Below are 23,055 nucleotides of genomic sequence, written 5' to 3' on the forward strand. Positions count from 1 at the left end.
AAGCACACTTTTCAATTAAGTAGTGAAGCTGTTCAACCGGTGCGACTGTTCGCAACCCGGGAACAACACAGTGGACGCGAGCAACTGAGGACAAGCCCTCGGCCTATTAGTACCAGTCAGCTCCACCCGTTACCGGGCTTCCACATCTGGCCTATCAACCCAGTCGTCTACTGGGAGCCTTAACCCTTCAAGAGGGTGGGAATACTCATCTCGAAGCAGGCTTCCCGCTTAGATGCTTTCAGCGGTTATCCTTTCCGAACGTAGCCAACCAGCCATGCCCTTGGCAGGACAACTGGCACACCAGAGGTTCGTCCGTCCCGGTCCTCTCGTACTAGGGACAGCCCTTCTCAATATTCCTACGCGCACAGCGGATAGGGACCGAACTGTCTCACGACGTTCTAAACCCAGCTCGCGTACCGCTTTAATGGGCGAACAGCCCAACCCTTGGGACCGACTCCAGCCCCAGGATGCGACGAGCCGACATCGAGGTGCCAAACCATCCCGTCGATATGGACTCTTGGGGAAGATCAGCCTGTTATCCCCGGGGTACCTTTTATCCGTTGAGCGACAGCGCTTCCACAAGCCACTGCCGGATCACTAGTCCCGACTTTCGTCCCTGCTCGACCCGTCGGTCTCACAGTCAAGCTCCCTTGTGCACTTACACTCAACACCTGATTGCCAACCAGGCTGAGGGAACCTTTGGGCGCCTCCGTTACTCTTTAGGAGGCAACCGCCCCAGTTAAACTACCCATCAGACACTGTCCCTGATCCGGATCACGGACCCAGGTTAGACATCCAGCACGACCAGAGTGGTATTTCAACGACGACTCCACAACCACTGGCGTGGCCGCTTCAAAGTCTCCCACCTATCCTACACAAGCCGAACCGAACACCAATATCAAACTATAGTAAAGGTCCCGGGGTCTTTCCGTCCTGCTGCGCGAAACGAGCATCTTTACTCGTAGTGCAATTTCACCGGGCCTATGGTTGAGACAGTCGAGAAGTCGTTACGCCATTCGTGCAGGTCGGAACTTACCCGACAAGGAATTTCGCTACCTTAGGATGGTTATAGTTACCACCGCCGTTTACTGGCGCTTAAGTTCTCAGCTTCGCCGACCCGAAAGTCAGCTAACCGGTCCCCTTAACGTTCCAGCACCGGGCAGGCGTCAGTCCGTATACATCGCCTTACGGCTTCGCACGGACCTGTGTTTTTAGTAAACAGTCGCTTCTCGCTGGTCTCTGCGGCCACCCCCAGCTCACCGAGTAAATCGGATCACCAGTGATGGCCCCCCTTCTCCCGAAGTTACGGGGGCATTTTGCCGAGTTCCTTAACCATAGTTCACCCGAACGCCTCGGTATTCTCTACCTGACCACCTGAGTCGGTTTAGGGTACGGGCCGCCATGAAACTCGCTAGAGGCTTTTCTCGACAGCATAGGATCATCCACTTCACCACAATCGGCTCGGCATCAGGTCTCAGCCTTAATGTGTGACGGATTTACCTACCACACGGCCTACACCCTTACCCCGGGACTACCACCGCCCGGGCTGGACTACCTTCCTGCGTCACCCCATCGCTTACCTAATACAAGTCTGGTTCGTCGGCTCCACCACTACCCTCAACTCCGAAGAGATCGGGCCGGCTTCACGGACTTAGCATCGCCTGATTCAGTATTGGGCGTTTCAAAGCGGGTACCGGAATATCAACCGGTTGTCCATCGACTACGCCTGTCGGCCTCGCCTTAGGTCCCGACTTACCCTGGGCAGATCAGCTTGACCCAGGAACCCTTAGTCAATCGGCGCACACGTTTCTCACGTGTGTATCGCTACTCATGCCTGCATTCTCACTCGTGAACCGTCCACAACTCGCTTCCGCGGCTGCTTCACCCGGCACACGACGCTCCCCTACCCATCCACACAGGCGTTGGCCCTATATGTGTGAATGACACGACTTCGGCGGTACGCTTGAGCCCCGCTACATTGTCGGCGCGGAATCACTTGACCAGTGAGCTATTACGCACTCTTTCAAGGGTGGCTGCTTCTAAGCCAACCTCCTGGTTGTCTCTGCGACTCCACATCCTTTCCCACTTAGCGTACGCTTAGGGGCCTTAGTCGATGCTCTGGGCTGTTTCCCTCTCGACCATGGAGCTTATCCCCCACAGTCTCACTGCCGTGCTCTCACTTACCGGCATTCGGAGTTTGGCTAAGGTCAGTAACCCGGTAGGGCCCATCGCCTATCCAGTGCTCTACCTCCGGCAAGAAACACACGACGCTGCACCTAAATGCATTTCGGGGAGAACCAGCTATCACGGAGTTTGATTGGCCTTTCACCCCTAACCACAGGTCATCCCCCAGGTTTTCAACCCTGGTGGGTTCGGTCCTCCACGAAGTCTTACCTCCGCTTCAACCTGCCCATGGCTAGATCACTCCGCTTCGGGTCTTGAGCGCGCTACTAAATCGCCCTATTCGGACTCGCTTTCGCTACGGCTTCCCCACACGGGTTAACCTCGCAACACACCGCAAACTCGCAGGCTCATTCTTCAAAAGGCACGCAGTCACGACGCACCGAGCAAGCTCGATGCGCGACGCTCCCACGGCTTGTAGGCACACGGTTTCAGGTACTATTTCACTCCGCTCCCGCGGTACTTTTCACCATTCCCTCACGGTACTATCCGCTATCGGTCACCAGGGAATATTTAGGCTTAACGGGTGGTCCCGCCAGATTCACACGGGATTTCTCGGGCCCCGTGCTACTTGGGTGTCTCTTAAACGAGCCGTTGATGTTTCAGCTACGGGGGTCTTACCCTCTACGCCGGACCTTTCGCATGTCCTTCGCCTACATCAACGGTTTCTGACTCGTCTCACGGCCGGCAGACCGTGAAAAAGAGATCCCACAACCCCGCATGCGCAACCCCTGCCGGGTATCACACGCATACGGTTTGGCCTGATCCAGTTTCGCTCGCCACTACTCCCGGAATCACGGTTGTTTTCTCTTCCTGAGGGTACTGAGATGTTTCACTTCCCCTCGTTCCCTCCACACTGCCTATGTGTTCAGCAGTGGGTGACAGCCCATGACGACTGCCGGGTTTCCCCATTCGGACACCCCCGGATCAAAGCTTGGTTGACAGCTCCCCGGGGCCTATCGTGGCCTCCCACGTCCTTCATCGGTTCCTGGTGCCAAGGCATCCACCGTGCGCCCTTAAAAACTTGGCCACAGATGCTCGCGTCCACTGTGCAGTTCTCAAGCAACGACCAGCCACCCACCACCCCACCCTTACCGGGTGAGTTCACTGGGGCCGGTGTTTGAAGGCGACCTTGCGGCCATACCTTCAGACACCCAACAGCGTGCCCAGTACCTGCAATTCACCCGGTTCGTTTTCCACGCCCCGAAGAGCAGTACTTACGACCCGGTTGAACCACCAGGGACTGAATAGTCAACGTTCCACCCATGAGCTGACCACCGTCGATCATTTGCCGACGTAGTGGCTCTGGATTCCTTGCGGAATCTAGATGCTCCTTAGAAAGGAGGTGATCCAGCCGCACCTTCCGGTACGGCTACCTTGTTACGACTTCGTCCCAATCGCCAGTCCCACCTTCGACAGCTCCCTCCCACAAGGGGTTGGGCCACCGGCTTCGGGTGTTACCGACTTTCGTGACGTGACGGGCGGTGTGTACAAGGCCCGGGAACGTATTCACCGCAGCAATGCTGATCTGCGATTACTAGCAACTCCGACTTCATGGGGTCGAGTTGCAGACCCCAATCCGAACTGAGACCGGCTTTTTGAGATTCGCTCCGCCTCGCGGCATCGCAGCTCATTGTACCGGCCATTGTAGCACGTGTGCAGCCCAAGACATAAGGGGCATGATGACTTGACGTCGTCCCCACCTTCCTCCGAGTTGACCCCGGCAGTCTCCTGTGAGTCCCCATCACCCCGAAGGGCATGCTGGCAACACAGAACAAGGGTTGCGCTCGTTGCGGGACTTAACCCAACATCTCACGACACGAGCTGACGACAGCCATGCACCACCTGTATACCGACCACAAGGGGGGCACCATCTCTGATGCTTTCCGGTATATGTCAAGCCTTGGTAAGGTTCTTCGCGTTGCGTCGAATTAAGCCACATGCTCCGCTGCTTGTGCGGGCCCCCGTCAATTCCTTTGAGTTTTAGCCTTGCGGCCGTACTCCCCAGGCGGGGAACTTAATGCGTTAGCTGCGGCACCGACGACGTGGAATGTCGCCAACACCTAGTTCCCAACGTTTACGGCGTGGACTACCAGGGTATCTAATCCTGTTCGCTCCCCACGCTTTCGCTCCTCAGCGTCAGTAATGGCCCAGAGATCCGCCTTCGCCACCGGTGTTCCTCCTGATATCTGCGCATTTCACCGCTACACCAGGAATTCCGATCTCCCCTACCACACTCTAGCCTGCCCGTATCGACTGCAGACCCGGGGTTAAGCCCCGGGCTTTCACAACCGACGCAACAAGCCGCCTACGAGCTCTTTACGCCCAATAATTCCGGACAACGCTTGCGCCCTACGTATTACCGCGGCTGCTGGCACGTAGTTAGCCGGCGCTTCTTCTGCAGGTACCGTCACTTTCGCTTCTTCCCTGCTGAAAGAGGTTTACAACCCGAAGGCCGTCATCCCTCACGCGGCGTCGCTGCATCAGGCTTTCGCCCATTGTGCAATATTCCCCACTGCTGCCTCCCGTAGGAGTCTGGGCCGTGTCTCAGTCCCAGTGTGGCCGGTCGCCCTCTCAGGCCGGCTACCCGTCGTCGCCTTGGTAGGCCATTACCCCACCAACTAGCTGATAGGCCGCGGGCTCATCCTTCACCGCCGGAGCTTTTAACCTTCCCCCATGAGAGGGAAAGTGTTATCCGGTATTAGACCCCGTTTCCAGGGCTTGTCCCAGAGTGAAGGGCAGATTGCCCACGTGTTACTCACCCGTTCGCCACTAATCCACCCCGAAGGGCTTCATCGTTCGACTTGCATGTGTTAAGCACGCCGCCAGCGTTCGTCCTGAGCCAGGATCAAACTCTCCGTGAATGTTTTCCCGTAATCGGGATGACACCACGAGAGCGGAACAATCAAGTCGGAATATGACCGATCGTCCACTGTGTCCTCGCTATGTGCATTGCCTGCCAGACCCGTAAGGAATCTGCCAGGACTTTCAAAGGAACCTCGAACCTGCCGAAGCAGGTCGGGGTATCAACATATCTGGCGTTGACTTTTGGCACGCTGTTGAGTTCTCAAGGAACGGACGCTTCCTTTGTACTCACCGCAGAACATTTTCTGCGGCTTTCCTCCGGGCGCTTCCCTTCGGTCTTGCGTTTCCGACTCTATCAGACTCTTTCGTGTCCGATTCCCGGTCGAAGCGGGATTGCTTTCGAGGAATTCGCTTTCGCGCTTTCCCTTTCGGCGTGTTCACTACTTTAGCGGATTTCCCCGGTGACTCATAATCGAGTCAATGGCTTGGATTTCGGCATGCCGAAATCCGCACCCTCTGGGGTGATTCGTAGGTAGTGGTTGGCCGCTTCGAGTTGCCCGGCATGAGGCCCGATGGACCGAACCGTTGGCTGTACCCGTGTCAAGCGGCTCGGACTACATTAGGCGTCCCGCATGGGCGAGTCAAGTTGACCTGCGGCGTGGCGCGTGGGCCCGGTACGGGCTCACCGTGGGGTCTCCTTCGACCCAGAAGCGCCACGGGTGGGTGGCTCCGTCACCGCCCACTCCGGTGCGCGGACCGTTGCGTACCTGGTCGCGGGGTGGCGGGGTGCCGTGCAGTACCACGAGGACGGCACCGGGGTGGGCGATGGCATCGGTGCCATCGAGTGCGCGGTCGATGTCGAGCGCCGTCGCAAGCCGGGCCGGTCCTTTGGCCAGTTCTCGGTCGTTTCGGGCCGAGATTCGACGTTTACGGGTGAGCTCGGCGCCCGTGAGGATGTCGCCGGCCCTGAGCAGCACACCGCTCGCCATGCCTTCCGGGCCGCACACCAGGTTGAGGCAGTGCCACATGCCATAGGTGAAGTAGACGTACGCATGGCCGGGCGGTCCGTACATCACGCTGTTGCGTGCGGTTCTGCCGCGAAAGGCGTGTGACCCGGGGTCGATCTCCCCCGCGTACGCCTCCACCTCCGTGAGACGCAGCTCGATGGGGCCGTCCGGCGTACTGCGGACCAGTGTCCGGCCCAGCAGGTCCGGTGCCACATCCAGTACGGGGCGGTCGAAGAAGTCCCGCGTCAGCGGCGTACGGTCCTGGCCCTCGATCATGAAGTCCGAGGCTACCGGGAACCGTCTACGGTCATGGCGCGTATGTAGGGGTCAGGACCTAGGAGGAGAAGACATGGGCTTCAAGCGGCTGCTCGCGAGCATGGGTGCCGGCGGTGCCTCGGTGGAGACGGAGCTGACCGAGCTCAACGTCGTACCGGGCGGCGTCGTCCAGGGCGAGGTGCGGGTCCAGGGCGGTTCCGTGGACCAGCAGATCGAGGGGCTCTCCGTCGGACTGCAGGCCCGGGTCGAGGTCGAGGGCCAGGAGCAGGAGACCAAGCAGGACATCGAGTTCACCAAGCTGCGGCTCGGCGGCGCCTTCGAGGTGCGGGCGGGTGCGGTGCACGTCGTGCCGTTCGGGCTGGAGATCCCCTGGGAAACGCCGATCACCATGTTCGCGGGCCAGCACCTGCACGGCATGAACATCGGGGTGACCACGGAGCTGGAGATCGCACGGGCGCTGGACTCCGGAGACCTGGACCCCGTCAATGTGCACCCGCTGCCGGCGCAGCAGGCCATCCTGGACGCCTTCGGGCAGCTGGGCTTCGGCTTCCGCAGTGCTGACATGGAGCGCGGTCAATTCGCGGTACGCGTCAGCGGCTGCCCTTCTACCAGGAGATCGAGTTCTTCCCGCCGTCGCAGTACCGCGGGCTGAACCAGGTCGAGCTGACGTTCGTCGCGGACGACCGCGAGATGGACGTCGTGCTGGAGATGGACAAGAAGTCGGGTCTCTTCAGTGAGGGCAGCGACTCGTACCGCTCGTTCCAGGTGGGTCTGAACGACTTCCAGGGGACCGACTGGGCCGCCTATCTGAACCAGTGGCTCGCTCAGGTCGGCGGTCAGCGCAACTGGCTCTAGGGTCGGTGGGAAGACCTGCTGACACAGGAACCGCCAAAGGAGAGGTGCTGACGTGACCGAGCCGAAGAGGGCACCGTTGCCACACGACTTCCATCCCGAGGTCCCCTCGTTCACCGTGGTGAGCGAGGACCTCGCGCCGGGAGCCGTGCTTGCGGACGCACAGGTGCTGGCGGCGGGGAACACCTCGCCGCAGCTGCGGTGGGAGGGGTTCCCGGCGGGGACGAAGAGTTTCGCCGTGACGTGCTTCGACCCGGATGCTCCCACCGGCAGCGGGTTCTGGCACTGGGTGGTCTTCGACATCCCGGCGTCGGTCACGGAGCTGCCGGCGGGTGCGGGCAGCGGGAAGTTCGAGGGGCTGCCCCCGGGCGCCGTGCACGTCCGTAACGACTACGGGTCGAAGGACTTCGGCGGTGCCGCGCCGCCGGCCGGTGAGAACCACCGGTATGTGTTCACCGTGTACGCGGTGGACAGCGAGAAGCTCGGGCCCGACGGCGATGTGTCGCCCGCGGTGGTCGGCTTCAACCTGCGGTTCCACACGCTGGCCCGTGCCCAGCTGATCGGTGAGTACGCGGAGCCTGCCGAAAGCACGACAAGTCGCTAGTTCCACCCTGTTTGCCCTGCCCTGGTCCTGGAGAGATCAGGGCAGGGCGTTTTTTATTGCGTTGTCCATCCCGGCCTGCCCGGCCAGAGTTGATCCGAGCCTGCCGGGCGGCAGGCGGCACACGGGAGGTGGGCGGGATGCGGGACACGCTGGTGCTGAATGCGAGCTTCGAGCCGCTGTCGACGGTGACGCTGAATCGTGCGGTGGTGCTGATTCTGCAGGACAAGGCCGTTGTCGAGCAGTCGCATCCCGGCCTCCGTATGCGCGGTGCCGCCGTGGACATTCCGGTGCCCCGGGTGATCAGGCTCTGCCGGTACGTACGGGTGCCGTTCCGAAGACATGCCCCGTGGTCCAGACGGGGTGTGCTGATACGGGACCAGCACCGGTGCGGGTACTGCGGGCGGCGGGCGAGCACCGTCGACCACGTGGTGCCGCGTGCCCAGGGGGGTCAGGACACCTGGCTGAACACCGTGGCCTCGTGCGCCGAGGACAACCACCGCAAAGCGGCCCGTACGCCGGAGCAGGCGGGGATGCCGCTGCTGCGTCAGCCGTTCGTACCGTCTCCGGCGGACGCGATGCTGCTCGCGCTGGGGGCCGGTGACCGGTCGGCGCTGCCGGAGTGGCTGGCGCAGTCCGCCGCGTAGCCGCCGTACGCCCGGTGCCGTAGCCGAGTCCCGTCTCCGTCCGGAGACGGGTCTCCGTGTGTCAGCGGAGCAGCAGTTGGACGATGGCGGCCGTGCCGACCGTGACGATGAGCGCGCGCAGCAAGGCGGGGCTCAGCCGGCGGCCGACCTTGGCGCCGATCTGGCCGCCGAGTGCGGAGCCGACCGCGATCAGTACGACGGCGGTCCAGTCGAAGTCCGCGACGAAGAGGAAGAAGAGCGCGGCGACGCTGTTGACGACGGCGGCCAGGACGTTCTTCACGGCGTTGAGGCGCTGCATGGTGTCGTCGAGCAGCATGCCCATCAGGGAGAGGTAGATGATCCCCTGGGCGGCGGTGAAGTATCCGCCGTAGACGCTGGCGAGCATGAGGCCGACGAAGAGCAGCGGGCCGCCGTCGGGACGGGCCGGGACGCCGGTGTGTTCGCGTCGGCGTTGGACCGCTTTGCTGATGCGCGGTTGCAGGATGACCAGGACGAGGGCCAGGGCCACCAGGACCGGCACGATGGTCTCGAAGGCCGTGGAGGGCAGCGCCAGGAGCAGGGTGGCGCCGGTCAGTCCGCCGATGAGGGCGCCGACGGCGAGTTTGAGGACGCGTGGGCGCTGTCCTTGGAGTTCCTTGCGGTAGCCGATCGCGCCGCTGATGGAGCCGGGGATCAGGCCGAGTGCGTTGGAGACGGTGGCGGTGACCGGGGGCAGTCCGGTGGCGAGCAGCACCGGGAAGGTGATCAGTGTTCCCGAGCCGACGATCGTGTTGATCGTGCCCGCGCTGATGCCCGCGGCGAAGACGGCGAGCATCTCCCACATAGTCATCCCGGATCCCCCCGTGCATGATCGGTGCTTGGTGCACTGATCATGCCCCAGGGGGTGTACACGTCAGTCGATCGGGGGGTCCTCGCGACGTTCCTTGTTGCCGGTGTCGAAGCCGGGCATGCCGGTACCGAGGTTGCCGAAGGCGCCGCTGAGGCCCTTGAGTGCGTCGCCGATCTCGCTGGGCACGATCCAGAGCTTGTTGGCGTCGCCCTCGGCGATCTTCGGCAGCATCTGGAGGTACTGGTACGAGAGGAGCTTCTGGTCCGGGTCGCCGGCGTGGATGGACTCGAAGACCGTACGGATCGCCTGGGCCTCGCCCTCCGCGCGCAGGGCGGCGGCCTTGGACTCACCCTCGGCGCGCAGGATCGCGGACTGCTTCTCGCCCTCGGCGGTGAGGATCGCGGACTGGCGCGTTCCTTCGGCCTGGAGGATCGCGGCGCGCTTGTCGCGGTCGGCGCGCATCTGCTTCTCCATCGAGTCCTGGATGGAGGTGGGCGGCTCGATCGCCTTCAGCTCGACGCGGTTGACGCGGATGCCCCACTTGCCGGTCGCCTCGTCGAGGACTCCGCGCAGGGCGGCGTTGATCTCCTCGCGGGAGGTCAGGGTCCGCTCCAGGTCCATGCCGCCGATGATGTTGCGGAGCGTGGTGACGGTGAGCTGCTCGATGGCCTGGATGTAGCTGGCCACTTCGTACGTCGCGGCCCGGGCATCGGTCACCTGGTAGTAGATGACCGTGTCGATGTTGACGACCAGGTTGTCCTGGGTGATCACCGGCTGCGGCGGGAAGGGCACGACCTGTTCACGGAGGTCGATCCGGTTTCGGATGGAGTCGATGAACGGAACGACGATGTTCAGGCCTGCGTTGAGGGTGCGGGTGTATCGGCCGAAACGTTCCACGATGGCGGCGCTGGCCTGTGGGATGACCTGGATCGTCTTGATCAGAGCGATGAAGACGAGCACCACCAGAATGATCAGGACGATGATGATCGGTTGCATCGTTTCCTCGTGCCCTTCGGTTGCCGACGGATCGCGATGATCGAGGTCGAGATCGTATGAGGGTCCTTTGGGTCAGGTCGGTTGTCCTGCCGGTCCGGTTCTCATGATGATCGACATCGAGTCTGACAGAACGGGCTCTGTTGTGTGGGCTGTTCGGTCACATGACGACTGCCGTGGCCCCGTCGATGTCGACGACATCGACCTGTTGTCCCGGTTCGTAGCTGAATTCCGCGTCGAGGGCGCGCGCCGACCAGATCTCTCCGGCCAGCTTGATCCGCCCGCCGTCGCCGGTGACCCTTTCCAGGACGACGGCCTGGCGGCCTTTCAGTGCGTCGATGCCGGTGGCCAGGTGGGGCCGGTCCGAGCGATGCCGGTTGGCGATCGGACGGACCACTGCGATCAACGCCACCGAGACGACGACGAAGACCAGGACCTGGGCCACGATTCCGCCGCCGAGAGCCGCGACGACCGCCGCGGCAACAGCGCCGACGGCGAACATGCCGAACTCGGGCATCGCGGTCAGGACGAGAGGGATGCCCAGTCCCACCGCGCCGATCAGCCACCACACCCACGCATCGATGATGTCCACACGGTCATCGTATGACCGCGAGCACCTCCGCCGACAGGGCGCGGATGGACGGGCGATGCCCCGATGCTGCCGACTGGCCTCAGCCGAGCGGCAGTCCGTGGGCCGTGTAGCGGCCGCCGACGTGCTCGACGACGAGCGGCAGACCGAAGCAGAGGGAGAGGTTGCGGGAGCTGAGCTCGGTCTCCATGGGGCCCGCGGCGAGCACCTTGCCCTGCCGGATCATCAGGACGTGGGTGAACCCGGGGGCGATCTCCTCGACATGGTGGGTGACCATGATCATGGAGGGGGCGTACGGGTCACGGGCCAGCCGGCCGAGGCGACGGACCAGGTCCTCGCGTCCGCCGAGGTCGAGACCGGCGGCGGGCTCGTCGAGGAGCAGGAGTTCGGGGTCGGTCATCATGGCGCGGGCAATCAGGGTGCGCTTGCGCTCGCCCTCGGAGAGGGTGCCGAACTTCCGGTCCAGGTAGTCGGTCATGCCGAGCCGGTCGAGGAAGGCGCGGGCCCGGTCCTCGTCGACGGCGTCGTAGTTCTCGTTCCAGGTGGCGGTCATGCCGTAGGCGGCGGTGAGCACCGTCTGCAGGACCGTCTGGCGCTTGGGAAGCTTGTCCGCCATCGCGACGCCCGCGATCCCGATGCGGGGGCGCAGGTCGAACACGTCGGTGCCGACGCCGCCGAGCCGCTCGCCCAGGACCGTGGCGCTGCCCTTGGTCGGGAAGACGTAGCTGGACGCGACGTTGAGGAGGGTGGTCTTGCCGGCGCCGTTGGGGCCGAGGATGACCCAGCGCTCCCCCTCCTTGACCGACCAGGAGACGTCTTCCACCAGAGCGCGTCCGTCGCGGACCACGGATACGTCCACCAGCTCCAGTACATCGCTCATGAGCGCGTTGTCTCCCCATGCAGTTTCGTGATCGTCGCGTGCCTGTGGGCACAGCTCCCAGGGAAAACCTACGCCACCGCACGAGGGCTCCCGGCGCTGGGCCCGTCGTCGCACCGGTTGCCGTGAGGTCCCCCACTCGTCCGGAGCCCGGTCCGGGCGGGGTGACGACACGGGCCGGGTCCGTTCCCTAGGCTGTTGCCATGCTTTCGGAACCACGCTCAGGGCTACTGGCCGCTTGGGGCAACGCGCTGCTGGCCGGACTCGTCTCGCCGGACGACGCGGCGCTCGCCATTGTCGGGGAGGACGCGGTGCACCGCGTCGAGGGGCTGCCGGGCGAGGCGGGGCCGGTGGGTCTCACTCTCGCGCTGGGGCGGCTGCGGAGGCTCGGGGTGACCGGTTTCCGGGTCGCGCTGCCGGTCCCCGGGCATCCGCTGGGGCTCAGCGGTCCCGCGGAGTTCAACGCCAGGGCGCTGGAGGCCGAGGAGGCCGTGGTGACCTGCGGGGCGCCGTTCGGCCTGGTGCCCGAGGTGCGCGAGGCGGGGCCGGCCGGGGATGTGCACGTCGCCGTGGCGTGGCACTGCCTGGCGGTGCGGGAGGCGCCGCCGGCCGATGTGCCGTCGCTGGGCGAGGCGGAGCGGGAGCTCGCCGAGGCGTTGCGGGATGCGACGGCGGCGCTGTCGCGGCTCGACGTGGCCGGGTCCGGGCCGGTGGCCGAGGCGGCGGTGGACGCGTACCGGGCGCGGGCCGAGCGGGGGCGTGAGGTGCTTGCCCCGGGGTATCCGCCGCGGGCGGTGCGGGTGCTGGAGCTGGCGCAGCGGGTGGGGCTGCTGGTCTCGGTGGCGTACGAGAACGGGCACGGCGGGGCGGTGAGCGCGTCGGAGATGGCGGCGCGGGGGGAGGCGTTGCGGCCGGTGGAGCGAGTGGCCCGGCGGGCGCAGGTCGCCGCGTACAACGCGTATGTGGAGGAGCGGGCGCGGTAGGGGTGCGGGGCGGCTGCCGGGGCGCGGTGCGTCGCCGGTCCGGCGGAGCACGGGCGTGAACGCTCTGTCCGCGAACGCCGGGCGGCCTCGGTGAGGTCCGCCCGGCGGCGTCGCAGGGGTGTGCGTCGCAGGGGTGTGCGTCGCGTCAGCCGTTCAGGCCGAAGTTGCCGAAGGCCGGGTTGAGCAGGCCGATCACGTTGACGGTGTTGCCGACCACGTTCACCGGGACGTGGACCGGGACCTGGACGACGTTGCCGCTGACCACGCCCGGGGAGTGGGCCGCGGCACCGTGGGCGCCCGCACCGCTGTGCCCGGTGGCGGAGGCCGCGCCGGCACCGGCGGCGATGATGCCACCGGCGATCATGGTGACGGCGGCAGCCTTCTTCAGGTTCTTCACTTCAGGATCCTCCTAGCGTCGCTGCGGCCGGCCGCCGCAGCACGCCATGAAGAACGCCCCGGCGTCGGAGAGGATGCGCCGTTCGGGTGACATACACCCGACAGTATGAATCTCAGCCTGGAAGCGGCTGGTCCGCCCCGGTCAGCCCGCCGCCCCGTGCCGGACCGCCCAGAGCGCGGCCTGGGTGCGGTCCGACAGGTCCAGCTTCATCAGGATGTTCGAGACGTGCGTCTTGACGGTCTTCTCGGAGAGGACCAGCGCCCGCGCGATCTCCCGGTTGGAGCGGCCGTCGGCGATCAGGCCCAGCACTTCCCGCTCCCGTTCCGTGAGGGTGCTCCCCCGGCCCGTGCCGCTGCCCGGGTCGTCCTGGGCGAGCAGCGCTCCCGCCACCTCCGGCTGGAGCAGGACGTGACCCGCGTACACCGAGCGGATGGCGCCGGCCAGCGCGTCCGGGTCGACGTCCTTGTACACATAGCCCGAGGCGCCGGCGCGCAGTGCGGGGACGACGGTGCGCTGCTCGGTGAAGCTGGTGACGATCAGCACCTTGGCCGGGTTCTCCAGCTCCCGGAGCCTGCGCAGGGCCTCTATGCCGTCGGTGCCCGGCATCTTGATGTCCATCAGCACCACGTCGGGACGCAGCTCCTCGGTCCTGGCCACCCCTTCGGCTCCGTCGGAGGCCTCTCCGACGACTTCTATGTCGTCCTGGATCTCCAGGAACGTACGCAGACCGCGGCGGACCACCTGGTGGTCGTCGACCAGCAGCACCCTGATGATCCTGTCAGCCACCGGGTACCTCCATCTCGATCGTGGTGCCCTTGCCGGGCGCCGATTCAACGGTGAGATTCCCGCCGACACCGCTGGCGCGGTCCCGCATCGAGACCAGGCCCAGATGCCGCCCGGCCCGACGGGTGGCGGCCGGTTCGAAACCGTGGCCGTCGTCGGTGATCCGCAGCACCGTGCCGGTGCCGCGGCGGACGAGGGTGACGTCCACGTGACCGGCCCCCGAGTGGCGCAGCGCGTTGTGCAGGGCCTCCTGGGAGACCCGGAGCAGCGCTTCCTCCTGGGCGGCGGGCAGCGCCCTCACGCCCAGGCTCTCGAAGGTGACCCGGGCCGTGTGGGCGCGGTCCAGTACCTGGATCTGGGTGCGGAGGGTGGCGATCAGGCCGTCCTCGTCGAGCGCGGCGGGGCGCAGTTCGACGACGGCGGCCCGCAGCTCGTCGACCGCCTCCGCCGCCAGGGCGACGACCTGCTGGAGCTCGCCCTTGGCACGGGCCGGATCGCGGTCGACCAGGGTGGCGGCGGCCTGGGCGGTGAGCCGCAGGGAGAACAGTTTCTGGCTGACCGCGTCGTGCAGTTCGTGGGCGAGGCGGGAGCGTTCCTCGGCGATGGTGAGCTCGCGGCTGCGCTCGTACAGCCGGGCGTTGGTGAGGGCGATCGCCGCGTGCTGGGCGAGGATCGCCAGCAGTTCCTCGTCCTCGGCGGTGAATCCGCAGCTGCCCTCGGGCTTCGGGCAGCGCTTGTTGGCGAGGAAGAGGGCACCGATGGTCTCGTCGCCGTCCCTGATGGGCAGGCCGAGGAAGTCGGACATGTCGGGGTGGGCGGCGGGCCAGCCCTCGAAGCGCGGGTCCTTGCGGACGTCGGCCAGCCGCTCGGGCTTCGCCTCGTGCAGCATCGCGGCGAGGATGCCGTGCTGCCGGGGAAGCGGGCCGATGGCCTTCCACTGTTCGTCGCTGACGCCGTCGACGACGAACTGGGCGAAGCCGCCGTGGTCGTCGGGGACCCCGAGCGCCGCGTACTCGGCGTCGAGCAGTTCGCGGGCCGAGGCGACGATCGTCTTCAGGACGTCGCGCATTTCCAGGTGCCGGCTCATGGCGAGCAGCGCGGCACTCACCGCTGCGAGGCCGCCCGACGGTGGGCGATGGGTCATGACCTCACCGTACCGGCGGGCCGTCGGCCCGGTATCGGCCTGTGGGCGGCCACGGGTTAGGGCGCAGGGACTAGGTCGAAGTGTGGTGCCGGAGTGCGGCCCGAGGCCGAGGCGCGGTGCGATGCCGTGCGGTGCCGTGCGGGCGGGCGCTCCTGGGCACGAGGTTGTCCCGGGCCGGGGATGCGGCGAGACACCGAGCGTTCCGGAACCTCACATTCCGCATTGCTGTAGCAACGTTTGGTGAGATTGTTGCGCGGCCGATGTGAGGCCGCGCATAGGACCCACGTCACCTACGAAGTTTCCTAGTGGACAAATATAGGCGACAGGGGCAGGCATGAGCGCGGGCCGCCACGTCGCACCGGGGCCCCGGCCCACTATCCGGCTTCGTACATCACACCTTTGCCACATGATTTCGCGGTCGCTAAGAATTGAACTCGTCCCCGACGGAGATGCGCATCCGCATCCCGCATTCCTCCTCCGTGAGGACTTCCGCGATTCGAAGAGGTATGCCTGCATGTCCGCGTCCAGCATTCCCGGCCGTATCCGCCGCCTGAACAAGAACCAGAAGCTCTCCGCCGCTGGCATCTCCACCGTCGCCGCCGCTGCGCTCTCCTTGTCGCTGGTGCCCGGTAGCGCCCAGGCCGAGAGTGAGTCGCAGGCCATCTCCGGCGCACCCGTCGTCTTCGCGTCCGCCGCCGGAGCCCCGCAGGCCAAGACCATCCAGTCCAGCCTCATCGAGCAGCACTCCACCGCCGAGCAGCTGGTGAAGGCCGCCGACGCCGCGAAGGCCGAGAAGGCCGCCGCCGTGAAGGCGAAGGCCGAGGCCGCCTCGAAGGTGAAGGCCCAGGCCGAGGCGGAGAAGGCCGCGGCCGAGCGCGGCACGCAGGCGGCCAGCCGTTCCGAGGCCCGTACCCCGGTCTTCGCGAACAACCTGCACGGCTGGATCAGCGAGTCCCTGGCCATCATGAAGGCCAAGGGCATCCCCGGCTCCTATGACGGTCTGCACCGCAACATCATGCGTGAGTCCAGCGGCAACCCGAACGCCATGAACGGCTGGGACATCAACGCGATCAACGGTGTCCCGTCGATCGGTCTGCTGCAGGTCATCAAGCCGACCTTCGACGCGTACCACGTCAGCGGTACCCCCCACAGCCAGTACGACCCGGTCGCCAACATCACTGCCGCGGCCAACTACGCCGCCGACAAGTACGGCTCGATCGACAACGTCAACAGCGCGTACTGAGTCCACTCCGGTACGCCGCAGCACAGAGCCGAAGGGCGGCACCCCGTGCGGGGGTGCCGCCCTTCGGCGTCGTACGGTGCGCAGCCGCGTCGCGGTTACTTGCGCATCACCTCGGGCTCGTGGCGGCGCAGCAGCCGCGCGACCGCGAACCCGCAGATGACGCCGAGGAACAGCAGCACCGCGAGGTTCATCCCCCACTGGCCTGCCGTGTGCTCCCACAGCGGGTCCAGGTCCGTGGGGTTGTTCCGGTCCCACGGCGGCATGAGGTGGGCGAGGTCGAGGGTCGACCCCGCGCCCGCGATGGCCCAGCGGGACGGCATCAGCCAGGCGAACTGCTCCAGGCCGGGCGATCCGTAGACCTGGAAGAGGATGCCGGTGAAGACGACCTGGACGATCGCGAACATGACCAGCAGCGGCATGGTCTTCTCGGATGTCTTCACCAGCGAGGAGATCACCAGGCCGAACATCATCGAGGTGAAGCCGAGCGCGATGACCGTCACGCAGAGCTCGACGGCCGGCGGCATGATCAGGCCCTCCGCCGGCAGGTCCCGGGTGGCGAAGCCGATGCCGCAGATGATGACGCCCTGGAGTGCCGTGATCAGGCCGAGAACGATCACCTTGGACATCAGATAGGCGGAGCGGGACAGGCCGGTGGCCCGTTCCCGTTCGTAGATCACCCGTTCCTTGATCAGTTCTCGTACGGAGTTGGCCGCGCCGGAGAAGGTCATCCCGATCACGAGGATCAGCATGATCGTCCCGGCGTCACTGTTGAACCGGGACGGCGGCTTGGGCGGGCCCAGGCCGAAGTCGGCCGGAATGACCACGCTGACGACACCGAGCACCGCGGGCAGGATCACCATCAGGCCCATGAAGCCCTTGTCGGACGCGATCACCGACAGATAGCGGCGCATCAGCGTCCACAGCTGCGTCCCCCAGCCCTGCGGCTTCGGCGGACGCATCCGCTGCGGCGGCGGCATGTGTACGGACTGTGCGGCGACGGAGTCGATGTCCGCGGCGTACATCTGGTAGTGCTGCGAACCGCGCCAGCGGCCCGCCCAGTCGTAGTCGCGGTAGTTCTCGAACGCGGAGAAGACGTCGGCCCAGGTGCTGTAGCCGAAGAAGTTGAGCGCTTCCTCCGGCGGACCGAAGTAGGCGACGGCACCGCCGGGCGCCATCACCAGGAGCTTGTCGCAGATCGCCAGCTCGGCGACCGAGTGCGTGACGACGAGGACCGTACGGCCGTCGTCGGCCAGACCGCGCAGCAGCTGCATGACATCGCGGTCCATGCCCGGGTCGAGGCCGGAGGTCGGCTCGTCCAGGAAGATCAGCGACGGCTTGGTGAGCAGCTCCAGGGCCACCGAGACCCGCTTGCGCTGGCCGCCGGAGAGCGAGGTGACCTTCTTGTCCTTGTGGATGTCGAGCTTGAGCTCGGTGAGGACCTCGTGGATCCGGGACTGGCGCTCGGCCTCGGTGGTGTCCGCGGGGAAGCGGAGCTTGGCCGCGTACTTGAGGGCCTTGGTGACCGTGAGTTCCTTGTGCAGGATGTCGTCCTGCGGAACCAGGCCTATGCGCTGGCGCAGCTCGGCGAACTGCTTGTAGAGGTTCCGGTTGTCGTAGAGGACCTCGCCATGATTGGCGGGCCGGTAGCCGGTGAGCGCCTTGAGCAGGGTGGACTTTCCGGAACCGGACGGGCCGATGACGCCGATCAGCGACTTCTCCGGGACGCCGAACGAGACGTCCTTGAGGATCTGCTTGCCGCCGTCGACCGTGACCGTGAGGTGCCGGGCGGCGAAGGAGACCTCGCCCGTGTCGACGAATTCCTCGAGCCGGTCGCCGACCAGCCGGAACGTCGAGTGACCGACACCGACGATGTCGTCCGGGCCGATGAGCGCGGTGCCGGACTTCGAGAGCGGCTGACCGTTGACGTACGTGCCGTTGTGGGATCCGAGGTCACGGATCTCGAAGCGGCCGTCGGGCGTCGCGCTGAACTCGGCGTGGTTGCGCGAGACCTGGAGGTCGGAGACGACCAGCTCGTTCTCCAGCGCACGGCCGATGCGCATCACACGGCCGAGAGCCACCTGGTGGAACGTGGTCGGGCTGCGGTCGCTGTAGACCGGTGGCGCCCCCGCCGCGCCGCCGGCCCCGCCGCTCCCGGGTGTGTTCCCCATGCCCTGCTGCGGGACATGGGGCTGTTGCTGGACCTGGGGTTGTTGCTGCCAGGCCTGCGGCTGCTGGGCGGCATTCTGCTGCTGCCCCTGCCGGCCGGGGGTCCCCTGCTGCGGCTGCTGCGGCGGGACCTGTTGCGGCGGCCGGGCGGGGGTCTGGGCCGCCGCGGCTGCCTGCCCGCTGTACACATCGGCGCCGGCCGCGGCACCGCTGAGGCTCAGCCGGGGCCCGTCCGTGGCATTGCCCAGGTTCACCGTGGCGCCGGGCCCGATCTCCAGCTGGTGGATTCGCTGACCCTGTACATACGTGCCGTTGGTGCTGCCGTGGTCCTCGATGAACCAGCCTTGGCCGCTCCAGCTGATCGTGGCGTGCCGCCACGACACCCTGGCGTCGTCGATCGTCATGTCGCCCTGCGGATCACGTCCGAGGGTGTACGACCTGGACGGGTCGAGCGTCCAGGTCCTTCCATTCAATTCCAGTACGAGTTCCGGCACTCCGCGCCCCACTAGTTGGCCCCCGATCACCCCCGTCGCAGGGAGTCCAGGGATACTGAACATCGTGGGGAACTATTCCAGGAGCAGTCCCTGATACGAAAGCGGGGCGGAGGTTTGACCCTGCCGAGACCTGCATCGTTGCAACCATGACTCCGATGAAACGGTCAACTACCGCCACAACTGAGCATCAATGGCTGTGGATCGTGCTGAATCATGAGGTTGGGGGGTATCGGGGCGGGCTGTCCGGCACTCGGGACGAGCCGTCGGGGGCGCGTCCTGGACCGATACGGTGGGGACACCATGAGCGCATCTCAGCCACCTCAGTCCTTGACGTCTCCTGAGCCCCCTGAGTCACGTCAGGGCATCGACGCACCGACCCTTCTCGTGAAGATCTTCGGGAAGGACCGTCCCGGTATCACCGCCGGACTGTTCGACACCCTCGCCGCCTACTCGGTCGACGTCGTCGACATCGAGCAGGTCGTCACCCGCGGCCGCATCGTCCTGTGCGCGCTGGTGACCGCCCCGACCGCGGGCGGGACGACCGAGGGCGACCTGCGCGCCACCGTGCACAGCTGGGCCGAGTCGCTGAAGCTGCAGGCCGAGATCATCTCCGGCACGGGCGACAACCGGCCCCGTGGCGACGGCCGCTCCCATGTGACGGTGCTCGGGCACCCGCTGACCGCGGAGTCGACCGCCGCCATAGCGGCCACGATCACCTCGACCGGCGGGAACATCGACCGGATCTTCCGGCTGGCCAAGTATCCGGTCACCGCCGTCGAGTTCGCGGTTTCCGGCACCGGGACCGAGGTGCTGCGGACCGCGCTGGCCACCGAGGCCGCCGGGATCGGCGTCGACGTGGCCGTGGTCTCGGCCGGGCTGAGTCGCCGCGCACAGCGGCTCGTCGTGATGGACGTCGACTCGACGCTCATCCAGGACGAGGTGATCGAGCTCTTCGCCGCCCATGCGGGCTGCGAGGCCGATGTCGCCGCGGTCACCGAGCAGGCGATGCGCGGCGAACTCGACTTCGAGCAGTCGCTGCACGCGCGGGTGGCGCTGCTCGCGGGTCTCGACGTGTCGGTGGTGGACAAGGTGCGCGCCGAGGTACGGCTGACGCCGGGCGCCCGCACCCTGATCCGTACGCTGAAACGGCTCGGCTACCAAGTGGGCGTCGTCTCCGGCGGGTTCACCCAGGTGACGGACGACCTCAAGGAGCGGCTGGGGCTCGACTTCGCCTCTGCCAACACTCTGGAGGTCGTCGACGGAAAGCTCACCGGCCGGGTGACCGGGGACATCGTCGACCGGGCCGGCAAGGCCCGGCTGCTGCGCAGCTTCGCCGCGGAGGCCGGGGTGCCGCTGGCGCAGACCGTGGCGATCGGTGACGGGGCGAACGACCTGGACATGCTGAACACCGCGGGCCTCGGCGTCGCCTTCAACGCCAAGCCGGTGGTCCGCAGGGCCGCGCACACGGCGGTGAACGTGCCGTTCCTGGACACCGTGCTCTATCTGCTCGGCATCACCCGCGAGGAGGTCGAGGCCGCCGACGGTCTCGTCGAGTAGGACGCCGGAGCTGTCGCCCCGGGCTCCGGACCGTCACCCGGGCCGGGTCCGGAAACACGGAGGGCCCCGGTGCGCAAGCCGAAGCGTGCGCACCGGGGCCCTCTTCATGAGTCGGTGGGGCCGGTCGTTCCATGGGCCGGTGGGCCGGTCGTCGTCAGTCGTTGGGAGTCCAGTACTCGGCGAGCTTGCCGATGCCGTGCTCGACGCCCTTCCAGGTACCGGAGAACTCGACCACGGCGAAAGCCGCGGTCGGGAAGCCGCCGCGGGTCATCCGGGCCAGGGCATCGCCCTCCGCCGCGTCCGAGAGGGCGTCGGCGAGCGCGTGCATGCCCGGGTTGTGGCCGATCACCAACAGGTTGCGGACCTCGTCGGGGGTCTCGTTGACCAGGGCGATCAGCTCGCCGAGCGAGGCCTCGTACAGCCGCTCCTCGTACACGGTCCTGGGGCGCTCCGGCATCTCGTGCACGGCCAGCTTCCACGTCTCGCGCGTCCTGGCGGCGGTGGAACAGAGAGCCAGATCGAAGACGATCCCGGAATCGACGAGTTTGCGGCCTGCCACGGGGGCGTCCTTGCGGCCGCGCTCCGCGAGCGGCCGCTCATGGTCGGAGTCCTGCGACCATTCCGCCTTTGCATGCCTGAGAAGGACGATTCTGCGAGGTGTGTCGACGCTCATACATCTCAGCTTCGCACGAAATGTGCCACCTGGCGCAGGGTGTTGGAGGGCTTCCCCGCCACCGGCGGCGGCCGTCAGTGGATCAGCAGGTCCACGATTCGCTGGAGCAACTGGCCCACCGCGGAATCGCCCGTGGCGGCATGCGCCTGCCCCGGTCCGGTGATCAGCAGCAGCAGCGCGCCGAAGGCGACGGCGGGCAGCGCCACGGCCCACCACGGCAGCCGGATCTCCACTCCGCCCGCATCCGGGCGGGTGGACCGGGTGTGCGTACGGGCCGACATGTCCGCCTCCGTGGGTCATCGGGTCTGATACCTGAAACCTACGGATCCAGGGACGTCCGGCCCATCCGGCGACCCACCCACTGCACCCTGACCCTTACCCCCTAGGGGATGGTGGGGCTATCCCCACCATGAGCCGCACGACCGCCCCGGTGACCCCCGCGGGCCCGAGCGGTCACGGGGAGGCGAGGGTGGCGATGACGGCGATGACGACCGAGATCAGCAGCATCGCCCCGAGGACGAGCAGGAGCTTCTTCTGGCCGTTCTGGGGATTCGGGTCGAGCACAGGTGACATGGGCCCAGTCTCGCATCTCAGCATTCGTCCTCGATCGTCCGGGCCCGGCCGGCCAGGATGCCCGCCGCCATCTGCGGCACCATCAGGGCCGCCATCAGGGCGATCGGCAGGCCCCAGCCACCGCTGTGCTGGTAGAGCACGCCGACGAGGAGGGGTCCGGGGATCGAGATCAGATAGCCGGTGGACTGGGCGAACGCGGACAGCCGGACCACTCCGGCGCCGCTGCGGGAGCGCATGCCGATCATCGTGAGGGCCAGCGGGAAGGCGCAGTTCGAGATGCCCAGGAGCAGCGCCCAGGCCCAGGCCCCGCCGGACGGTGCGAGGTAGAGGCCCGCGTAGCCGATGAAGCCGCAGGCACCGAGGACGACGACGATCGGGCCCTGGTTCCTCATCCGGGCGGCGACCCGGGGGATGACGAAGGCGAGCGGGACGCCCATCGCCATGGTGACGGCGAGCAGGACTCCCGCCGTACCGGCCGAGACCCCGGCGTCGCGGAAGATCTGCGGCATCCATCCCATGGTGATGTACGCGGCGGTGGCCTGGAGGCCGAAGAAGCAGGCGAGGGCCCAGGCGGTACGGCTGCGGGCGATCCTGAGCGCCGGGGCCTGCGTCCGGTGGGCGGCGGGCTGTCCGGGGGCGCTGCTCCGGTCCCGTACCAGCGGGATCCAGGGCAGGATCGCGGCGGCGGCGAGCACGGCCCAGATGCCGAGGCCGGCCTTCCAACTGCCGCCCATCGCCTCGGTCATGGGCACGGTCACGGCGGCGGCCAGTGAGGTGCCGAGGGCCAGGGCCATGGAGTAGAGGCCGGTCATGGAGCCGACCCGGTCCGGGAACCAGCGCTTGACGATCACCGGCATCAGGACGTTGCTCACGGCGATGCCCATCAGGGCGAGCGCGCTCGCGGCGAGGAAGCCGGCCGTGCCGCCGATGAGGGGCCTGATCGCCAGCCCCGCGGTGATGGCGACCATGCCCGCGCAGACGACCGCGCCGGCACCGAAGCGGCGGGCCAGGCGCGGCGCCATGATGCCGAAGACCGCGAAGCAGAGCGGTGGTACGGAGGTGAGTACCCCCGCGACGCTGCCGCTCATGTGCAGCCCGTCGCGTACCTCTTCGAGGAGGGCGCCGAGGCTGGTGATGGCGGGGCGGAGGTTGAGTGCGGCGAGGACGAGCCCGATGACGACCAGGCGGAGCAGCCACGGTGCGGGGCCGGCCGGCGAGGCGGGTATGTCGGTCCGGGGGGCCGCCGGGGTGGCGGGACTCAGCGTCCTGGTCGGGGGCTGGGGAGTGGTCTCGTCGTCACGCATGGGCCCATCATAGAATCATGGGATGATTAGTTGTCCAATCCCCTGAGAGCATGCGGACACCTCTCCTCTGACAGCATGCGG

The 23,055-nt window shown here is 66.4% G+C and carries 18 protein-coding genes, 2 rRNA genes and 1 pseudogene; 6 read left to right on the forward strand and 15 right to left on the reverse strand.

What is annotated here, in order from left to right; all coding sequences use genetic code 11:
• Positions 1–86: 86 nt before the first annotated feature.
• From FHX80_RS03045 to FHX80_RS03060, 3 genes are all read right to left on the reverse strand, one after another.
• Positions 87–3,211, reverse strand: a 23S ribosomal RNA gene (locus tag FHX80_RS03045).
• Positions 3,212–3,519: 308 nt separating this feature from the next.
• Positions 3,520–5,045: ribosomal RNA gene (locus FHX80_RS03050) — 16S ribosomal RNA — on the reverse strand.
• The 16S and 23S rRNA genes sit together here, the layout of an rRNA operon.
• A 582-nt stretch (positions 5,046–5,627) precedes the next feature.
• Positions 5,628–6,269: a DNA-3-methyladenine glycosylase gene (locus FHX80_RS03060; protein ID WP_145762684.1), complete on the reverse strand. Its 642-nt coding sequence runs from the start codon at positions 6,267–6,269 to the stop codon at positions 5,628–5,630.
• Positions 6,270–6,342: 73 nt separating this feature from the next.
• Between FHX80_RS03060 and FHX80_RS03065 the strand changes: the two are divergent.
• From FHX80_RS03065 to FHX80_RS03075, 3 genes and pseudogenes are all read left to right on the forward strand, one after another.
• Positions 6,343–7,124 (forward strand): annotated as a pseudogene (locus tag FHX80_RS03065) (sporulation protein).
• A 52-nt stretch (positions 7,125–7,176) separates the two neighbouring features.
• Positions 7,177–7,725: a YbhB/YbcL family Raf kinase inhibitor-like protein gene (locus tag FHX80_RS03070; protein ID WP_145762685.1), complete on the forward strand. Its 549-nt coding sequence runs from the start codon at positions 7,177–7,179 to the stop codon at positions 7,723–7,725.
• A gap of 137 nt (positions 7,726–7,862) precedes the next feature.
• Positions 7,863–8,369, forward strand: coding sequence for an HNH endonuclease (locus FHX80_RS03075; RefSeq protein WP_145762686.1), 507 nt, complete (start codon positions 7,863–7,865; stop codon positions 8,367–8,369).
• Between the two features lie 61 nt (positions 8,370–8,430).
• Here the strand turns inward: FHX80_RS03075 and FHX80_RS03080 are convergent, their stop codons facing one another.
• The 4 genes from FHX80_RS03080 to FHX80_RS03095 form a co-directional block, all read right to left on the reverse strand.
• Entirely contained in the window at positions 8,431–9,198 is a 768-nt protein-coding gene (locus tag FHX80_RS03080; protein WP_145762687.1) for a sulfite exporter TauE/SafE family protein, read from the reverse strand.
• Positions 9,199–9,261: 63 nt separating this feature from the next.
• Positions 9,262–10,194 (reverse strand): SPFH domain-containing protein, encoded by a 933-nt coding sequence (locus FHX80_RS03085; RefSeq protein ID WP_145762688.1) that lies wholly within the window; start codon positions 10,192–10,194, stop codon positions 9,262–9,264.
• Between the two features lie 157 nt (positions 10,195–10,351).
• Positions 10,352–10,783, reverse strand: coding sequence for an NfeD family protein (locus tag FHX80_RS03090; protein WP_145762689.1), 432 nt, complete (start codon positions 10,781–10,783; stop codon positions 10,352–10,354).
• A gap of 79 nt (positions 10,784–10,862) precedes the next feature.
• The gene (locus FHX80_RS03095; RefSeq protein ID WP_145762690.1) at positions 10,863–11,660 is read right to left on the reverse strand and encodes an ABC transporter ATP-binding protein; all 798 of its coding nucleotides are present in this window, start codon (positions 11,658–11,660) and stop codon (positions 10,863–10,865) included.
• Between the two features lie 200 nt (positions 11,661–11,860).
• Between FHX80_RS03095 and FHX80_RS03100 the strand changes: the two genes are divergently transcribed.
• The gene (locus FHX80_RS03100) at positions 11,861–12,640 is read left to right on the forward strand and encodes a hypothetical protein (protein ID WP_145762691.1); all 780 of its coding nucleotides are present in this window, start codon (positions 11,861–11,863) and stop codon (positions 12,638–12,640) included.
• A 145-nt stretch (positions 12,641–12,785) separates the two neighbouring features.
• Here the strand turns inward: FHX80_RS03100 and FHX80_RS03105 are convergent, their stop codons facing one another.
• The 3 genes from FHX80_RS03105 to FHX80_RS03115 form a co-directional block, all read right to left on the reverse strand.
• Positions 12,786–13,037 (reverse strand): chaplin family protein, encoded by a 252-nt coding sequence (locus FHX80_RS03105; protein ID WP_145762692.1) that lies wholly within the window; start codon positions 13,035–13,037, stop codon positions 12,786–12,788.
• Positions 13,038–13,178: 141 nt separating this feature from the next.
• Positions 13,179–13,823 (reverse strand): response regulator, encoded by a 645-nt coding sequence (locus tag FHX80_RS03110; RefSeq protein ID WP_123469011.1) that lies wholly within the window; start codon positions 13,821–13,823, stop codon positions 13,179–13,181.
• Positions 13,816–14,964, reverse strand: coding sequence for a GAF domain-containing sensor histidine kinase (locus FHX80_RS03115; protein ID WP_145762693.1), 1,149 nt, complete (start codon positions 14,962–14,964; stop codon positions 13,816–13,818). Before FHX80_RS03115 ends, FHX80_RS03110 begins: the two co-directional genes overlap by 8 nt.
• A 514-nt stretch (positions 14,965–15,478) precedes the next feature.
• On the opposite strand from FHX80_RS03115, the gene FHX80_RS03120 reads away from it, so the two are divergent.
• Positions 15,479–16,207 carry a transglycosylase SLT domain-containing protein gene (locus FHX80_RS03120; RefSeq protein WP_145762694.1) on the forward strand — a complete coding sequence of 243 codons (729 nt, stop codon included), beginning with the start codon at positions 15,479–15,481 and terminating at the stop codon, positions 16,205–16,207.
• A 95-nt stretch (positions 16,208–16,302) separates the two neighbouring features.
• On the opposite strand, the gene FHX80_RS03125 is transcribed toward FHX80_RS03120, so the two are convergent.
• Positions 16,303–18,879 carry an ABC transporter ATP-binding protein/permease gene (locus tag FHX80_RS03125; RefSeq protein WP_145767043.1) on the reverse strand — a complete coding sequence of 859 codons (2,577 nt, stop codon included), beginning with the start codon at positions 18,877–18,879 and terminating at the stop codon, positions 16,303–16,305.
• Between the two features lie 288 nt (positions 18,880–19,167).
• Here FHX80_RS03125 and serB point away from each other — a divergent pair, with 288 nt between their 5' ends.
• A complete protein-coding gene (gene serB / locus FHX80_RS03130; protein WP_145762695.1) occupies positions 19,168–20,424 on the forward strand; it encodes a phosphoserine phosphatase SerB in 1,257 nt (418 codons plus the stop codon).
• Positions 20,425–20,578: 154 nt separating this feature from the next.
• On the opposite strand, the gene FHX80_RS03135 is transcribed toward serB, so the two are convergent.
• From FHX80_RS03135 to FHX80_RS03145, 4 genes are all read right to left on the reverse strand, one after another.
• On the reverse strand, positions 20,579–21,097 hold the full coding sequence (locus FHX80_RS03135) for a SixA phosphatase family protein (protein ID WP_145762696.1): 519 nt from the start codon (positions 21,095–21,097) through the stop codon (positions 20,579–20,581).
• 74 nt (positions 21,098–21,171) lie between these two features.
• Positions 21,172–21,378, reverse strand: a complete 207-nt coding sequence (locus FHX80_RS03140) for a hypothetical protein (RefSeq protein WP_145762697.1) — start codon at positions 21,376–21,378, stop codon at positions 21,172–21,174.
• A gap of 172 nt (positions 21,379–21,550) precedes the next feature.
• A complete protein-coding gene (locus FHX80_RS36320; protein WP_280118740.1) occupies positions 21,551–21,694 on the reverse strand; it encodes an SGM_5486 family transporter-associated protein in 144 nt (47 codons plus the stop codon).
• The gene (locus FHX80_RS03145; protein ID WP_145762698.1) at positions 21,688–22,974 is read right to left on the reverse strand and encodes a CynX/NimT family MFS transporter; all 1,287 of its coding nucleotides are present in this window, start codon (positions 22,972–22,974) and stop codon (positions 21,688–21,690) included. The genes FHX80_RS36320 and FHX80_RS03145 overlap by 7 nt, the downstream gene beginning before the upstream one ends.
• Positions 22,975–23,055: the final 81 nt, after the last annotated feature.

It is taken from the genome of Streptomyces brevispora, assembly GCF_007829885.1.
Classification (GTDB): Bacteria; Actinomycetota; Actinomycetes; order Streptomycetales; family Streptomycetaceae; genus Streptomyces; species Streptomyces brevispora.

What these genes read in the sequence shown, in the direction of transcription:
- FHX80_RS03060 (WP_145762684.1), bottom strand. Translation starts at nt 6,269, where the DNA reads ATGATCGAGGGCCAGGACCGTACGCCGCTGACGCGGGACTTCTTCGAC.
- FHX80_RS03075 (WP_145762686.1), top strand. Translation starts at nt 7,863, where the DNA reads ATGCGGGACACGCTGGTGCTGAATGCGAGCTTCGAGCCGCTGTCGACG.
- FHX80_RS03080 (WP_145762687.1), bottom strand. Translation starts at nt 9,198, where the DNA reads ATGACTATGTGGGAGATGCTCGCCGTCTTCGCCGCGGGCATCAGCGCG.
- FHX80_RS03085 (WP_145762688.1), bottom strand. Translation starts at nt 10,194, where the DNA reads ATGCAACCGATCATCATCGTCCTGATCATTCTGGTGGTGCTCGTCTTC.
- FHX80_RS03095 (WP_145762690.1), bottom strand. Translation starts at nt 11,660, where the DNA reads ATGAGCGATGTACTGGAGCTGGTGGACGTATCCGTGGTCCGCGACGGA.
- FHX80_RS03100 (WP_145762691.1), top strand. Translation starts at nt 11,861, where the DNA reads ATGCTTTCGGAACCACGCTCAGGGCTACTGGCCGCTTGGGGCAACGCG.
- FHX80_RS03115 (WP_145762693.1), bottom strand. Translation starts at nt 14,964, where the DNA reads ATGACCCATCGCCCACCGTCGGGCGGCCTCGCAGCGGTGAGTGCCGCG.
- FHX80_RS03120 (WP_145762694.1), top strand. Translation starts at nt 15,479, where the DNA reads ATGTCCGCGTCCAGCATTCCCGGCCGTATCCGCCGCCTGAACAAGAAC.
- serB (WP_145762695.1), top strand. Translation starts at nt 19,168, where the DNA reads ATGAGCGCATCTCAGCCACCTCAGTCCTTGACGTCTCCTGAGCCCCCT.
- FHX80_RS03135 (WP_145762696.1), bottom strand. Translation starts at nt 21,097, where the DNA reads ATGAGCGTCGACACACCTCGCAGAATCGTCCTTCTCAGGCATGCAAAG.
- FHX80_RS03140 (WP_145762697.1), bottom strand. Translation starts at nt 21,378, where the DNA reads ATGTCGGCCCGTACGCACACCCGGTCCACCCGCCCGGATGCGGGCGGA.
- FHX80_RS36320 (WP_280118740.1), bottom strand. Translation starts at nt 21,694, where the DNA reads ATGCTGAGATGCGAGACTGGGCCCATGTCACCTGTGCTCGACCCGAAT.
- FHX80_RS03145 (WP_145762698.1), bottom strand. Translation starts at nt 22,974, where the DNA reads ATGCGTGACGACGAGACCACTCCCCAGCCCCCGACCAGGACGCTGAGT.